This is a genomic window from Vibrio sp. CAU 1672 (assembly GCF_029223195.1).
Taxonomy (GTDB): domain Bacteria; phylum Pseudomonadota; class Gammaproteobacteria; order Enterobacterales; family Vibrionaceae; genus Vibrio.
Window position 1 is genome coordinate 116,580 of the sequence record NZ_JARHUF010000003.1, and the last position, 15,192, is coordinate 131,771.

General features: G+C 49.6%; 14 protein-coding genes and 1 pseudogene. 8 read left to right on the plus strand and 7 right to left on the minus strand.

Annotated elements, in window-relative coordinates; genetic code table 11:
- Positions 1-7 precede the first annotated feature (7 nt).
- Positions 8-1,165, minus strand: a complete 1,158-nt coding sequence (locus P2G85_RS04480) for an efflux RND transporter periplasmic adaptor subunit (protein WP_275862922.1) — start codon at positions 1,163-1,165, stop codon at positions 8-10.
- Between the two features lie 529 nt (positions 1,166-1,694).
- Here P2G85_RS04480 and P2G85_RS04485 point away from each other — a divergent pair.
- The 3 genes from P2G85_RS04485 (at position 1,695) to P2G85_RS04495 (ending at position 4,578) form a co-directional block, all read left to right on the plus strand.
- Positions 1,695-3,188, plus strand: coding sequence for a phospholipase D family protein (locus tag P2G85_RS04485; RefSeq protein ID WP_275863071.1), 1,494 nt, complete (start codon positions 1,695-1,697; stop codon positions 3,186-3,188).
- A 118-nt stretch (positions 3,189-3,306) separates the two neighbouring features.
- Positions 3,307-4,155 (plus strand): hypothetical protein, encoded by an 849-nt coding sequence (locus P2G85_RS04490; protein ID WP_275862923.1) that lies wholly within the window; start codon positions 3,307-3,309, stop codon positions 4,153-4,155.
- Positions 4,156-4,182: 27 nt separating this feature from the next.
- Positions 4,183-4,578, plus strand: a complete 396-nt coding sequence (locus P2G85_RS04495; protein WP_275862924.1) for a DUF2391 family protein — start codon at positions 4,183-4,185, stop codon at positions 4,576-4,578.
- A 1-nt stretch (position 4,579) separates the two neighbouring features.
- Here the strand turns inward: P2G85_RS04495 and soxR are convergent.
- A pseudogene (gene soxR / locus P2G85_RS04500) lies at positions 4,580-5,002 on the minus strand (redox-sensitive transcriptional activator SoxR).
- Positions 5,003-5,459: 457 nt separating this feature from the next.
- On the opposite strand from soxR, the gene fusA reads away from it, so the two are divergent.
- On the plus strand, positions 5,460-7,481 hold the full coding sequence (gene fusA / locus P2G85_RS04505; protein WP_275862925.1) for an elongation factor G: 2,022 nt from the start codon (positions 5,460-5,462) through the stop codon (positions 7,479-7,481).
- A 119-nt stretch (positions 7,482-7,600) separates the two neighbouring features.
- Here fusA and P2G85_RS04510 read toward each other — a convergent pair whose 3' ends face one another.
- A complete protein-coding gene (locus tag P2G85_RS04510) occupies positions 7,601-7,795 on the minus strand; it encodes a hypothetical protein (RefSeq protein ID WP_275862926.1) in 195 nt (64 codons plus the stop codon).
- A gap of 337 nt (positions 7,796-8,132) precedes the next feature.
- Between P2G85_RS04510 and P2G85_RS04515 the strand changes: the two genes are divergently transcribed.
- Positions 8,133-11,147, plus strand: a complete 3,015-nt coding sequence (locus tag P2G85_RS04515) for an EAL domain-containing protein (RefSeq protein WP_275862927.1) — start codon at positions 8,133-8,135, stop codon at positions 11,145-11,147.
- A 69-nt stretch (positions 11,148-11,216) separates the two neighbouring features.
- Entirely contained in the window at positions 11,217-11,408 is a 192-nt protein-coding gene (locus tag P2G85_RS04520; protein WP_275862928.1) for a hypothetical protein, read from the plus strand.
- Here P2G85_RS04520 and nqrM read toward each other — a convergent pair.
- The 3 genes from nqrM to P2G85_RS04535 are packed head-to-tail and all read right to left on the minus strand — an operon-like array spanning position 11,386 to position 12,387.
- Positions 11,386-11,595 carry a (Na+)-NQR maturation NqrM gene (nqrM, locus tag P2G85_RS04525; protein ID WP_275862929.1) on the minus strand — a complete coding sequence of 70 codons (210 nt, stop codon included), beginning with the start codon at positions 11,593-11,595 and terminating at the stop codon, positions 11,386-11,388. The genes P2G85_RS04520 and nqrM overlap by 23 nt on opposite strands.
- Positions 11,596-11,608: 13 nt before the next feature.
- The gene (locus P2G85_RS04530; RefSeq protein WP_275862930.1) at positions 11,609-12,100 is read right to left on the minus strand and encodes a NifB/NifX family molybdenum-iron cluster-binding protein; all 492 of its coding nucleotides are present in this window, start codon (positions 12,098-12,100) and stop codon (positions 11,609-11,611) included.
- Complete coding sequence (locus tag P2G85_RS04535; RefSeq protein ID WP_275862931.1) at positions 12,097-12,387, minus strand: DUF134 domain-containing protein; 291 nt, start codon at positions 12,385-12,387, stop codon at positions 12,097-12,099. Before P2G85_RS04535 ends, P2G85_RS04530 begins: the two co-directional genes overlap by 4 nt.
- A gap of 271 nt (positions 12,388-12,658) precedes the next feature.
- On the opposite strand from P2G85_RS04535, the gene P2G85_RS04540 reads away from it, so the two are divergent.
- Positions 12,659-13,129 carry a copper resistance protein NlpE gene (locus P2G85_RS04540; protein WP_275862932.1) on the plus strand — a complete coding sequence of 157 codons (471 nt, stop codon included), beginning with the start codon at positions 12,659-12,661 and terminating at the stop codon, positions 13,127-13,129.
- Between the two features lie 71 nt (positions 13,130-13,200).
- Here the strand turns inward: P2G85_RS04540 and P2G85_RS04545 are convergent, their stop codons facing one another.
- Positions 13,201-14,085: a LysR substrate-binding domain-containing protein gene (locus tag P2G85_RS04545; protein WP_275862933.1), complete on the minus strand. Its 885-nt coding sequence runs from the start codon at positions 14,083-14,085 to the stop codon at positions 13,201-13,203.
- A gap of 94 nt (positions 14,086-14,179) precedes the next feature.
- Here P2G85_RS04545 and P2G85_RS04550 point away from each other — a divergent pair, with 94 nt between their 5' ends.
- Positions 14,180-15,061 carry a DMT family transporter gene (locus P2G85_RS04550; RefSeq protein WP_275862934.1) on the plus strand — a complete coding sequence of 294 codons (882 nt, stop codon included), beginning with the start codon at positions 14,180-14,182 and terminating at the stop codon, positions 15,059-15,061.
- Positions 15,062-15,192: the final 131 nt, after the last annotated feature.

Genomic DNA, 15,192 nt, shown 5'->3' on the forward strand with positions numbered 1-15,192 from the left:
CTCCTGCTTATTGTACGACGGTATTGGTATCGTCATTCTGTTTTGCGACCTTAACCGCCATGCCTTGTTGCGGATATTCCGGCAGTGTCAGCACCAGCTGATCGCTGTTATGGATCCCGTCACCGACTAAAAGGAACTCACCTTCAGCACGCAACACCTTGACGGTTCTCGACTGAAGCTGATTGTCGTCATTTACGACCCATACGGTTCGGTTCTTGACCAGTTCCTGCGGCAAGCGATAGATATTTTTCAGCTCTTTACCGGCAAAGCTGACTTCAACATACGAACCAAACTTAATCGCAGCCTGATTGCTGTTCAGCCCATACGGATCTTCGACCTGGATAACCATGTTGATCATCCGTGTCGCGCTGTCGATCATGCCGAGGTCACGCACCACTTTGCCCTCTCGGGTCGTCGCGAAAATTCCTTGCTGTGTAACCGTGGCGGTGAGATTATTGAACGCTTCAGGGAGAAAAACACTGTCGAAACCGGCAATCGGAATATGCACTTCCGCCACCTCAATGTTGTTAAGAACCGCAACCCGGGAGCCAGCCGTAACAAACTGGCCAACCCCGATTTCCCGCTCAACGACTAATGCATCGTAAGGGGCAACAACACGACAGTTCGCTAAATCGCGCCTGGCACTTTTCAGCGCCGCCTGGGCCGACTTCACCTTAGCCTGAGCACTTAACACTTGTGGTTTGCGCAGATAAAGATCCGACACGGGTTGATCGTTGATTTTTTTCGCCTGACGTTTAGCAACTTCTGCCTTGGCTTCTTCTTCAATCAGTAGCGCACGGGCACTGGCCAGACTAGCTTCTGCCTGTAATACCGCAACTCCGTAATCTTCTGTTTCAATCGTGAAGAGCACCTCACCACGCTTGACCACACCGCCAGTAACAAAATTGGGATGCCAGCTCACAACTTCACCACTGACCTGGGCAGACAAATGGGTTTTTTCAAACGGCACCAGCTCCCCATGGCTGGTGATCACCACTTTGTGGTCGGTTGGGAATAGCGCCGAAATTTGTACCGTCGGTTCTGACATTATGGCTTTCTCTTCTTGCTTCTCCGGTGCACTGGCGGCAATAGCCACATAGCCACCATATGAACCACCAAGAATGATGAAGGGCAGGAGCCAACGAAATATGGGTTTTGCTAACATTGAAAATCCTTTTTATTGTTGTAGTTGCGCTTTCATCCAGCCCGCTGGCACCGTGTGGCAAAAAGCCGCTATAGGTGCTATCGCTACCCGGAGAGATTTACGCATATATGCATCTGAAATAGACAACCGCGCGTAACAGAAACGCCTGCTTTGACGCCATCACTATGAATAGGCAAATGCATCCATAGCAACGGACTTGAAATTAACAAATAGTTAACCAGAATAGCAAGGTTTTCCCCATTACGCTCACCCTATTCAAGCAAACACAATGCCAGAAAATTAATGTTATATTTCAATCAGTTAAACAAATGGAACTAACAACCCCAGTCAGCAATTAGCCATTATTGCCAATTATTAGTGATATTAACCAATTCGATACTATCCATTAGTTCAAAACATGATTTTATTTGCCGACTGAATTCGCCAGAGTTTGGCCTATCATTGATTCTAACCACTGAAAAAAAGCTATCATCGCGTTGATTAACCAACAAGGAAGGGATCATTGCTTAAGTTTTTCCACCGGAGCCTGATGTTATCCTGCATATTTGGATTATTAACCGCCTGCGCGTCCATCGAGCCACGCAATCCGAGTGAAAAAAGCACCAGTTTTCATTTTGGCTACCAATCAGAATCAACTCTGGCGGATTTTTTTGCCACGGATTTGCATGACCGATCGTCTGAAACCGGCTTTTATCCTTTAGCCCAGGGACATGACGCCTTACTCGCCCGCATCGCGCTAATAGAGTCCGCAGAAAAAAGCCTCGATTTGCAGTACTACATCTATCGTAATGATGAGACCAGCCAGCTCATCACCTGGCGTTTATATGAAGCCGCCAGGCGTGGCGTACGCATACGCTTGTTACTCGATGACATGCAAACGCACAACGATGCCGGTATGGCGGCGTTAAACGCACACCCGAATATCGAAATCCGGTTGTTTAACCCTCACCAGTACCGTAATGCCCGTGTATTGGCAATGGCCAGCGACTTCACACGCTTAAATCGCCGGATGCACAATAAATCGCTGACCGCCGACAGCGTTACTGCGATTGTCGGCGGCCGTAACATCGGCAATGAATATTTCTCTTTTGAATCCAATGTCGAATTCGGCGACTTCGATGTGATGCTCTATGGGCAAGCGGTGCAACAGACGGCGGATCAGTTTGACCTGTACTGGAACAGCCCGTATGCCATCCCGATGGCATGGATCACGCCAGAGGCAGAGAAAGTCAGCGACAAAGCGATTCAGGAGATGGTCAAAGAATGGCAGTTAGAAAAGCAGTTCTCAACGGGCCGATATAACTTTACCGACCTCAAACTCTACCAGCAGTTGCAGCAACACAATCTCAGCTTAGTATGGGGCAATGGCAAAATCTGGTTTGACTTACCCGATAAGATCGCCACTCAGGAAAGCCAGTTGGTTGAAAACCTGAGCGAGCTATTAGGCCAGGTTAAGCATTCGTTGGTACTGATTTCGCCCTACTTTGTCCCCACCGAATCCGGCACCCAGGCACTAACGCAGGCGGCACAGCGCGGGATTGATATCACCATCATCACCAACAGCCTCGCCTCCAATGATGTCTTTGCAGTACACGGCTGGTACGCCAAATACCGTCAGGATTTAGTCGCGGCCGGGATCAAACTGTGGGAGATCAAAGCCAGTGCGAAAATCAAAAATGACTGGAGCCTGACCGGCAGCAGCCGTTCCAGCCTGCACGCCAAGGTCATGCTCATCGATAAGCGCACCCTGTTTGTCGGCTCAATGAACTTGGATCCGCGCTCGGCGGCACTCAATACCGAAATGGCATTTGTCATTGACCAGCCAGAGTTCGTTCTACAGTCATTGTCGGTACTACCGGAGCAACTGCGTGAGGGCGCGTATCAAATTGTACTAAAAAACGGCAACATTGCCTGGAAAGATCATCAAACCGGCCAAATCCATACCTCAGAACCAGAGGCAAGTGTATGGCGCAAAATTGGCGCCTGGTTCTCAGGCCTGCTACCGATTGAAGATCAGCTCTAAGTAAACAATGCCATAACGCCATTCAATTAACGTTTAAAAACAAACAGTTTTGCTAACCCTGGTCCCGATTTGTTATGGTTTCATTTGAGCAACCCACTTTTGACTTTAAGGACCTGCTATGCGTGTTGTTACCGGACTTTTCCTCGCGTTGATCCTCAGTTTTCCGGCGCTGGCCGCTGAAAAAAAATACGCCGAATCTGATCTGCTGGATAGGCCACTAATGGAACGCTATATTCTGGACGAGCTCAAATCACTGCGCCAAGAGCAACAGGATTTAGAGCGCAGAATGATCGTAGAAATAACCGATCGCGAGCTGGAAGTGGCCGATAAGTCATTAAACTATGCCAATGTCACCGTAACCTACTTCTTCTACATTATTGCCGGTGTCGCGTCCTTGATCGCCTTCGTTGGCTGGCAATCACTGCGCGAGTTTAAACATAACACCAAGGAAATGGCCGACAAACGTCTGGAGAAAATCGCCCAGGAATATGAGAAGAAGTTCGTTGCTCTGGAGCGTGATTTAAAACGTAAGACGCGCATTATCACTGAGAACAACAAAGAGATTGAAAAAATTAATGAAATCCATAATTTATGGCTACGTGCGCAGAGTTCACAAACCCCGGAACAGCGCATAGAAATCTATGATGAGATTTTGCTGATCCGCCCGGGTGACCTAGAAGCCCTCACCTACAAAGCGGATGCTGCGATGGAAATCAATGAATATCACTGGGCACTGAGCCTGTGTAACCGTGTGCTCGAAGTTGACGATAGCAATGGCCCGGCCCTGTATCAACGTGCTTGTGCCTATGCTCGTTTAGGTATTGAAGAGCAAGCCATCGAGGATCTGGAACGCGCCATTAACGCCAGTCCGTCAATACGGGATCTACTGGCAGACGAACAAGATCTTGAAATGCTCCACGGCCATGAGCGTTTTGAGCAACTGCTTCATCCGAGTACAGATGCGTAACGAGCAGGAAGCAGAAGGAGATTAGCCATGAGCAGCCACTTCAATATGGAAGATGCCAGTCAGGTACTGGTTGGCGCTTTTGCGCTGGCAGTACCGATTTCGTTTTCGGAGGAAGCCTGGCGGCTCGGCGAAAATCTCCCCCTGACCAATTTATTGCTGCTGTTCGGCTTATCCGTCATTTTTCTCAGCCTGTTTACCTACCAAAGCGTCTTTCAGCAAAATATTCGTACCCGCATTGCTGGCTTTATTTTCCGGGTGGTGATCGCCTATTTTATTGCTTCGATCGTCGTGGCTCTGGTTCTGGTCTGTATCGACAAACTGCCCCTTCTGACCGATCCGCTCACTGCGTTTAAGCGCATCATTGTCATTACCATGCCAGCGTCGATGGGTGCCATCATCGTCGACAGTTTCGACAAAGAGTAGTTTACTCATCCGTGCTGAGGTTCGATCCCACATGTTGCCTGCCCTGCACATCATCCGGATTACGCAGGGCACAGCTATCAAGCGACAAACACCCACAGCCAATGCAGCTGCCCAAATCGGTTTGTAACGTTTTGAGCTTCTGAATACGCTGTTCCAGCAATTGGTGCCAACCGGCCCGCCATCGCTTCCCACTCGGCTTTGTTCGGTGCCTGATGCTTAGGCAGCGCCTCCAGGGCCTGTTTGATCTCAGCCAATGACAAGCCAACCTGCTGAGCCGCTTTGATCACTGCAACACGCTGCGGTGATAACGTCGCTGGTTGCCTTGGTTGCGCCAACTCGATATCAAGCCTTTTTGCTCATAAAAATGCAGTGCTGACACCTTGACGCCTGAACGCTTCGAGGCCTCTCCGACACTGATGTCCATCCCTGACTCCTTATTCAACCATCTGATCGATAGCTCAAGTTTACCTGAGGCAACAGTGCGGTACCAGGTACGCCCCTGTTAAGGCAGAAAACACAACGATACTAACCAGCCGCGGTTAAGCCCATGACAGAAGTAAGCTTGGTTACCTCTCCGAAGAATAATTATCTACACTGATCAGATAGCTGAACAACCTGCTAAACCAGGTAACTTCATTTTCATGATCTAGATTAAGCAACAAACCTCATCCACATGAAATGTATCACATAAAATACATAAGGATTGCGGCATGCTTATCTTGTAAACACTCTGTTGAAAGTAATCAGCGAGGTGATTTGTTTTATGCATAGAGTCATCCGAAAAATGACATGGAAGACGATAAGGCGGTAAACCCGCCCGACTCCGGCAGTTCGTAACCTGTTATCAGGTTGTTCCCCGCGTCATCTTGCAAGGAGGCTCTATGCCTATTAATAAAATCCGCAATATTGCTATTGTTGGTCAAACGGGTACAGGCAAAACCACTCTGATCGAAAAGCTACTTTACACCTGTCACGCGACATCTCACCTCGGCAGCATTGAAAAGGGTGACACTGTAACCGATTTTGATCCACAGTCCATTCAGTATCAGCACAGCATTGAAGCGACTCCGGTTGCACTTGCCTGGCACAAACACCGGCTTAATATCATCGACACCCCCGGACAAAGTGAACTGCTCGGCCGCACCTTGAGCATTTTCCCCGCCGTGGAAACCTCGGCACTGGTGATCGACCCACAAATGTCGCTCAACCAGACTTCCGACCGCCTGTTTGGATTCGCCAAAGAGCAGCAAAAATGCCAGATGATCATCATCAATAAGCTCGACAACAGCGCCGACCAACTTGAGTCCGTGATGGAGAAAATCGTCGATCACTTTGGTGATAACTGCCTGCCAATTAACTTACCAGCTCTGGACGGCCAATCCGTCGTCGACTGTTACTTCGAGCCAGAACTGGAACGTGACACCCTGTTATCAACCGTCAGTCAGGCGCATGAAACCCTGATTGATCAGGTAATTGAAGTCGATGAAGAGTTAATGGAACTCTATCTGGAGCAGGGCTCAGAACTGACCCCGGAACAGTTGCACGACCCATTCGAAGAAGCGCTACGCACCGGACACGTTATTCCGATCTGTTTTGCCTCAGCCCAAACCGGTGCCGGGATCGAATTGCTGCTCAGAACACTGGCAGAAATTATGCCAATGCCTAATGAAGGTAATCCGCCTCTGCTGGAGAAAAACGGCCATAAGGTCAGGGTGAACTGTGAAACCCTTGAGCACAGTGTCGCCCATGTCTATAAAGTCAGCGTTGATCCCTATATGGGTAAGTTAGCCTATTTGAGGGTCTATCAAGGTGAGATCAACGCCGGCAGTCAGCTCTTTATCGGTGAAAATAATAAAGCATTTAAAGTGAGCCATTTATATCAGTTACAAGGTAAAGACCGCCATGAGATCCCCAAAGCACTGGCTGGCGATTTTTGTGTCCTGGCCAAAGTTGATGAGCTGGAGTTTGATTCGATTGTGCACGACTCCCACGATGAAGACGGCGTGCAGCTACAAACCCTCAATTTCCCGGATTCAATGTACTCACTGTGCCTGAGGCCAACAAAACGCGGCGATGAACAGAAAATGAGTGACGTACTGAATAAAATCACCAGTGAAGATCCCTCATTGCGGATTGAACACCGCGCCCGGACCAATGAAACCATCATCAGCGGCCAGGGAGAGTTCCACCTCAAGGTGGCACTGGAAAAAATGTCGAACATATACAAACTGGATGTGGAAACCAGTCAGCCGAGCGTTGAATACTTTGAGACCATTACCAAGCCGGCAGAAGGTCATTACCGCCATAAGAAACAGAGTGGCGGTGCCGGCCAGTTTGGTGAAGTGCAGCTTAAGGTACGCCCACTTGAAAGGGGCGCTGGCTTTAAGTTTGTCAACAAAGTGGTGGGCGGTGCCATCCCGACTGCATTGATCCCGGCGGTAGAGAAAGGCATTATCCAGGCTATTGAAGAAGGGGCCATCTCTGGTAACCCAATCAAAGATGTTGAAGTCACGGTTTATGACGGCAAGTATCACTCGGTGGACTCAAAAGAAATTGCGTTTGTGATTGCTGGTAAAAAGGCCTTTTTGGACGCCTTCAACAACGCAGATCCAATCGTCCTGGAACCTATCGTCCAGATGGAGTTGCATATTCCGACCATCAACGTCGGCGATGTCTCCGGTGATCTGTCCGGCAATCGTGGGCTGATTGAGGGAACCCAACCAATCGACAGCAACTTCACAATGCTCAGAGCCAAGTCACCAGCCAACGAACTGCAGGATTACGCGCAGCGCTTACGTTCTCTCACCGGAGGCGAAGGCAGTTTCAATATGACCCTCAGTCACTATGAGCCGGCACCACCGGCCATACAGCAGCAGGTTTGCCATAACTCACTATCTCAATAACCGTAACAGTAAGGGGAGTGCATTGAATGCACTCCCCTCATTATGTAACCGCCCGTTGTACAAGCATAAACCTGCTCATAGGGCGTCGCTCAATGTGGCGCGACACCGTCATACCCGCACTATTTTTCCAGTGACATACCTATCTGATCTAACTTGCTTTGAAACTCTTCAATGCTTTCCGCCCGGTAGGTCGGAGACCCATTAAAGTAACGGGGCTTTTCAGGCAACATTGCACTTTTCAATTGTTGTTCTTGCTCTGAGTTGTCGTGATACACCGTGACGCGATGCGGAATGTCCTGTTTGATAACTGCCATGTTTACTCTCCTTGCTTAGTATGAAAGTTAAGCGTAGAAGCTAACCGTGCCAGTACCAAAAACCGCACAGCAAAAATCAGACAAGGCCTGCAATTTTGCGTAAAACCAACCGGCAACATCAAGACAAAATGAGCGCTGAAGCCAACAAATTCTTGCTGATTGCCGGTGAGATAACCCCTTCTCCACTACTAAACGTGCGCCGACTAACAATTCAGATGCGTTTGTTTTGGTTTTAACATTTTTCCCTTTAATGTGTAACTACATGCTGCCTCATATAACAATCAACCATAACGGGGCGATATAACATTTTTGATTACCATTCAATTTACTGATTCAAATGAACAAACTTGTATCCACTAAACGTCCGACGATTGGCATCATTATTCCGATGCTGAGCGGTTTTTATATGGGAGAGCTTAACGCCACGCTGCGCCAAATGGCTAAGCAGTATGGGGTTAACCTACTATTCATCCGCAGTGGCCGGCGCAGTGACTTTGACTTGCCTGTTGCCCTGCACCACCTGGATGCCTTAATGGTGGTGTTGCACGCGGCTTCCGATCAACTGGTAAAAAAGGCCCTCCAGAAAGGCATACCAGTACTCTCGTTAGGTGCCAGCTATGCGCCGCTTAACGTCGAACAGTTTTGCAGTGTACAACACGATGGCGTACAGGCCTTATATCAGTGGCTACGCCAGCAAGGGCATGAAAAGATAGGATTTTGTGGTGACTTATCCGTTAATGACGTGCGCACACGTTTTAAGGCATTCCAGCATGCGGTCAATGAACACCATGGCGTATTTGATCCGGACGTTTTTTTCTGTGTGAGCAACTGCTCGCTCGCCGGAGGCCGGGAAGCGGCGGTCACCTTCACCCACAAACGCTCACCTTGCAGTGCGATCATTTGTGCCACAGACCATAATGCCATCGGCATGATTGAACAGTTCCGCCACCTCAACGTTTCTGTTCCCGATGATGTTGCGGTTGTGGGCATCGACAATGTGTTTTTTGGTCAACAAACCCACCCCAAACTCACCACCGCCGATCAGCAGTTAGAACTGTTAGCAGAACAAGCTTTCCTGCGGGCATTGCAACGCATTAACGGCGCCCCGTTTTCACCTGAAATCAATCAGGTGGCACAAAAGCTCGTCGTTCGCGAGTCGTGTGGAAATGCAGATGTTTCCCTCATCTCGCAGGAATCGCAGACCTCTACCCGCTATGCACTGCTGAATGTGGAAGGACGCTCACCAGCTGAAATTTTTGAGAACTTTTACTCTCAGGCCCAGAATGGTTTCAACTCCATCTTAGATGCTCAGAGCCTGTACGGAAACAATCTTGACTGGGCATGCCTGGCCCATTGCGATCAAGAGCAGTATATGATCACCAGTTGGGTGGAACAGGGAATGACCCAGCCTAAAGCCCTGCCGCAAGCAACCACTGCCTCTGATGATATCCGCGACTTTCCATTCCTTGAAGGTTGCGAGCATTATGTTGCCACGGTCATGCCGGTTGCCACCGGCGAAAAACAGCGGTGGCAACTGGTCGCAGTGGTCGACTCACTGAGTGATACACAGAACATCGGTACCCAGTCGGTGTTTAATAACTACCTTGATATGTTGTCGCTATTTATTGAGCGCGATGCCTTGCTAAATACCAGTAACATCCGGCAAAGAAACTCCCAACAACTACTTCAGCAACTCAAAGTCGTCTCCAACAGCTCCAACGATGGTATCTGGGACTGGGACTTAACCAGCAATAAATTACGCTGGAACAGTCGGTTACTGAACATGCTGGGCAACCTTGATGCCGAGCAAAAGCGCTACATTGATTGCGATGAGTTATTTCAATTTATTCACCCCGATGACCTTGGTCGCCTTGAAGAGAGCATTCAGGCCCACCTGCTCAACGATATTCCGTTTAAAACCGATTTTCGCCTCAGGAAGCTCGATGGCGATTATATCTGGGTGCAGGCCAATGGTTCAGCCGTGCGTAACGCACAAGGTCACGCCGTGCGTTTTATCGGCTCAATGACCGATATCACCCAACAGCGGGAAAGTGCGGCAAAAATTCACCGGATGGCGTATTTTGATTCACTCACCGGTGTCGCGAACCGACGCAAAGTGATTGACGAGATCGAACAACACATCGCCACTTATCCCGGTCAGCCTCGCGCGGTGATGCTGATGGATCTCAACCGCTTTAAAATGATTAATGACTCGTTCGGCCATCATATCGGAGATGCTCTGCTGCGCCACATCACCAAAGAGCTACAACAAGTTGTCCCCCAGCCACACACTATCGCGCGCTTGGGCGGTGATGAGTTTCTGTTCTTCTGTAACGTTAGCAACATTAAGCAGGCCAACCAGCTGGCAACCCTGATTTTGCGCACTATCGAAAAACCGATGGTGTTTGAAGAGTTCGAACTTACCAGCCAGGGCAGCCTGGGGGTGGCGTTTTATCCTTGTGACGCCAAAAGCTCTGCCGAGCTGATCAAAAAAGCCGACATCGCCATGTATCAGGCCAAACAGTTAGGTGGTCGTAAAGTTGTGCATTACAACGTACGAATGGAAAACGGCACCCAGCGTCTGGTTAAGCTGGAAAGCCAGCTCAAACAAGCGTTGAAAAACCAAGAGATTGATGTTTATTACCAGCCTCAATTGTGTGATAAAACCCAACAGGTCATCGCGGTAGAAGCGCTGGCACGCTGGCACTCTCCGTCGCTGGGGATGGTTCCGCCCAGCCAGTTTATCGCTATTGCTGAAGCAGCCGGGATCATCCACCGCTTAGGGGAGTACATTTTAAATCGCGTATGCCGCGATATACAGCGCTCTGAATGGTTACGCTCCGTCAACCATGTTTCGATCAATATCAGTGCCAAACAGCTCATTCAACCCTACTTTGCCGACGAAGTGATTCAAACCATCCTCAACTACCACTTGCCGCTTTCTATGTTCTGTATTGAGATCACCGAAACCGCGGCGGTCGCAGATTACGAGCTGTGTGTACAGACCCTGCAAACCCTGCATGAGGCAGGAATTGCCATCTCACTGGATGACTTTGGCACTGGTTTTTCCTCGCTGTCACTGCTGAAAAAGTTGCCGTTAAGTGAAGTGAAAATCGATCGCTCTTTTATCGCCGATATCATTAGTGATAAATCTAATCTGAATTTTGTCGCTACAATGATCCAGATGGGTCAGAGTCTGGGTTATCGCGTAGTTGCAGAGGGAGTGGAAACCGCAGAACATGCCACCAGCTTAAGCGGTCTTGGCGTGGATTTACTGCAAGGCTACTACTTCAGTAAACCTCTGCCGCTTAAACAACTGGAGCAACAATACACACCAGTTAAAACGGTATAGCAGAACATCACACAGTGCTTCCTCCACCAAAGGTGGGAAATGAATCACCCAGGATAAAACGGAACTCAGATGTCGACAGGTGAACTCAGCCAAATGGGCAATGCCCAGGTATTTCTTGCCGAATGTAATGGAAAACAAGTCATTGAAGTGGCTAACCTACTGGTCTCCAGACAAAAGCCGCAGACCAGCAGATACCTTGAGTGGTTTCGCCGAACGTTACCGAAGTGGCAGACAAGGCTTAATGCTCACTCGAAGAACTAGGCTCAGCAATTTGGTACAACCTGCGCTCTGGTTCGCTACACGAGGTTTCACAGTTGCAGACTTTATCGACCCCGACATTACCCAGGCCACCGCAACTGCCCTTAATGCGCTTGTTACTTACTATCACCCCAAGTGACATCAACAAGATCACCAGCAAAAAGGCCAGGAACGCCAACAACCAGACCATATCACTCCCCTCCTCAATCCTGCAGATCACTAAACTTGAGTATAGTCGGTGACATAGAGCCTCGTGCCCGCTTAGTCAGCTGGCGTGGCCGCATGACTAATGCGGGTTGACGGGATTTGCCGCAACACCCACCAGCACCACATCCGCCTTTTTGCTTATGCTTGAGCGAAGGACGTCCCTGCGAAGCGTCACACAAGGCTTCGCTCGGCAAGCTTAATGCCTCACTAAGCACCCCTCCCCGGTTCAGCCGGTATACCTTTTTACCGCGCTTAAGTAACTTAGCCAACACACGTTCACCAATATTGCGCACCAATACGTGAGTAACCTGATACTGATCTAGTGTGCGTAACAGTTCTGACTTGGCCGCACACCCTGCTTCGGGCGCTCCCGCCTGATTAGCTAAGTTGTGCAACAAACCCTCGCTGTCGGAATAGATAGCGATATATGGCGCTTTAATAAAGTGATTCGCGATGCGCTCACCATTATTAGGAATGGCATAAATCATTGTTTGGACTCCGGGTCAGGAAAAACTAAAGCATGCCCCTCGACTAAACTACTGGCGACTTTCCATCTTGCTTGTTTGACGATGTTGCCAAAGGTTTGCCGCGATATCCCCATTTGATCAGCCGACTGCTGCTGGCTCAATCCTTCCATATCAGCCAGGCGCAATGCTTCCAGCTCTTCTGGCAGAATGTTTACTGATTTGAGTTGCGTAAATGGCACACCATTAGGCTTAAAACAGTGATGTGCCGCGCGCCCGCATACGCGCCGTTCAATTTTGGGTCTGACCATGCTGCCTCTCTTTTGTCAGCTTAGAGCATACGCCCATTATTGGCATATGCCAATAACAGGTATCCAATACTGCGAATAACTTAGTTTGCAAAAATAGACAACCACCGGCGATGCAAAGGCTCAATGAGGCATATCTATTCAAAAATGAAAAAACTTGGCCGCTTACAGACCAATATTGCCATTCCATTGCTTTCCTCTAACCGAGGTTCACCAAATATGACTACTATATCTTTAAGCATATTAGTCACCCTGAGCATAAAAGAGGAATACAATGAAACAAACCATACTGGCCCTATCGTGTGCCGTATTGATACTGACCGGCTGTCAGGATGAAAAGCCGACCCGCGACACCCCGGTCGCTCCCCCTCAGGACATTGAGGCTGCCCCCGAAGCACCTGCGATAGCCGTAGACTCTGCCCACAACGCCAGAAATGCCCTGGACTGGAATGGCACTTATACCGGCAGATTACCTTGTGCTGACTGCGCCGGGATCAACGTCAGTCTGACGCTGAACCAGGATGGGACTTACCTTCTGCTGCAGAGTTATATTGACCAGGAGAGCGGTGCAACAACCTCTGAAGGCCATTTTCAGTGGAATGAAGCGGGCAGCATTGTCACACTCAGAGAAGAAAACAAGCCAAATCAATATTTTGTTGGCGAGAATATCCTGATGAAACTGGATATTAACGGTCAACGAATCACCGGTGAGCTGGCCACCTCGTACCACCTGACTAAGCAATAGCTTCTTTGACCCGGCAACAGGCACAGCTGCTGATAAGCTAAGTCAAACCGAGCATCCCCAGGCTCGGTTTTTTACAAGCATTGTTGTTTCAGCCAACGGGACAATTTAATGATCTCCGGCTGTTTGGCACGGCGCTTCTTATAGGTGAAGTAAAAACTGTCGCCGGTATCCAGCCCATGGCTGGGGATGTAAACCAGATCTTGCGCCTTGTCGCGCTCATTGAGCATGTATTCGTTGGCAAACGCGATACCCTGATCATAACGTGCCGCTTCAATCGCCAGCAGCATGTGGCTAAAATGCTGCATATCAACATCGGCAGGCAGAGTCACGCCCCCGGCAGCCGCCCACTCTTGCCAGTCTTTACCGCGTTGATTAAACACCGAGTCTGTCGACAGCAACGGGTATTGCCACAGAGCCTCCGGGAGCGGTTGCCCCTGCAGCTCCCGCCAAATCTTCTTACTGCATACCGGCTGGAGGGTTTCATCATATAACTGCTCCCCGGTGTAGTTCCCTTTAGGTGGCTGCACTGTAATAAAGCAGTCACCGACGCTATCGGTATGGTCTGGGTCACACGCGACCATGTTCAGCGTCAGCTCAATCTCCGGGTGGTGGCGTTTAAAATCCGCCAGGCGGGGGATCAGCCATTTCACGGCCAATGAACTGTATATCGCCAGACGCAAATGGCCTTTCTCTCCCTCGGTGACCCGTTGACTGGCCATCGCAATCGCCGCGATGGCGGGGCTGATGGCCTCCAGATACTGCTGACCGGTATCCGATAAAGACAGTTTCCGCCCCTGACGGATAAACAGCACTTCACCCAAATAATCTTCCAGCAAGCGAATTTGATGACTGACGGCACTTTGGGTCACACTTAACTCTTCCGCTGCCAGAGAAAAGCTCAGATTCCTGGCGACCGACTCAAAACAGTGGACCGCTCTTAACGGTGGCAACTTCATTATCGAAATATCTCATACTAAAAACAATAAATATCATTTCACTTCATCCTATGACATCCCCTACCCTTGCGCAAAGAAATGGGAGAAATTTAAAGTGAAAATCACATCTGTTGGCACCGCGATGCTACTGCTGGTCGTCGGAAACCTGGTTGCTGTCCTGTCCGATGCTTTGATGAAAAGTGTCAGTAACGACGTCGCTGCTTTTCAGTTTGTATTCTTCCGGCAGCTCTCTGCGGTAGTCTTTTTGCTACCGGTCTATCTGTTGACCAAACCCGTACCATTCAGACATGGCTTAAAGTGGCACATAGTCCGTGCCCATGTCTGGTTGCTGGGTGCCGTGGCAATGATCTTCGCCATCGCCTCTTTGCCTTTGGCGACCGCCAATGCGATTTTTTATGCGGCACCTTTGATCATGTTACCGCTGGCAGCGCTGTTTTTCGGCGAAAAGCTCTCTTCCCAATCCATTTCTGCGGCCGTGATGGGGTTTGCCGGCGTCCTGGTTATCATTCGTCCGGATCAGATCGATTGGGCAGCGATTGCCGCTCTGGTCGTGGCGATAACCCTGGCGGTGAACAACTTGTTGATCCGCAAGCTGCCCGCTGACCAGTCTGTCACCCATACGCTGCTAATGTCCAACCTCGCCGGGATGCCACTTGGGCTGTCGCTGGTTGTACTTGAAGACCAGCCGTGGGACTGGAGTGCTCTGCCTGCCGCAACAGGCTCAAGTTTTTTCATCATGACCTACGCTGCAATGTGTGTCTTGGCTTACCGCTCAATCGACAGCAACAAAATCGCCAGCGCCGAATACAGCGGCCTGATTGGCGCCGTGGTTGTCGGCTTTATCTGCTTTGGTGAGCAACCCGATATCTTTATGGCCATCGGCACCATCATGATTGTGGTTCCTTTGGTATGGCTATCGAAACGGGAACGGCAAAAAAAGAAACTGACCCAACAGCCCACTCAGGCAGCACAGTGACCATCTCTGGCGGACTTTAGCCCAGGTTCATTTGTGTTCACCAAAGCGCTTTCCTCCTCCCGGGCGCTTCGGTGAACCACCCCCTGAACGGTCGAACACGCGCCCCGCGTCGACTGGGTATATAATTAAAA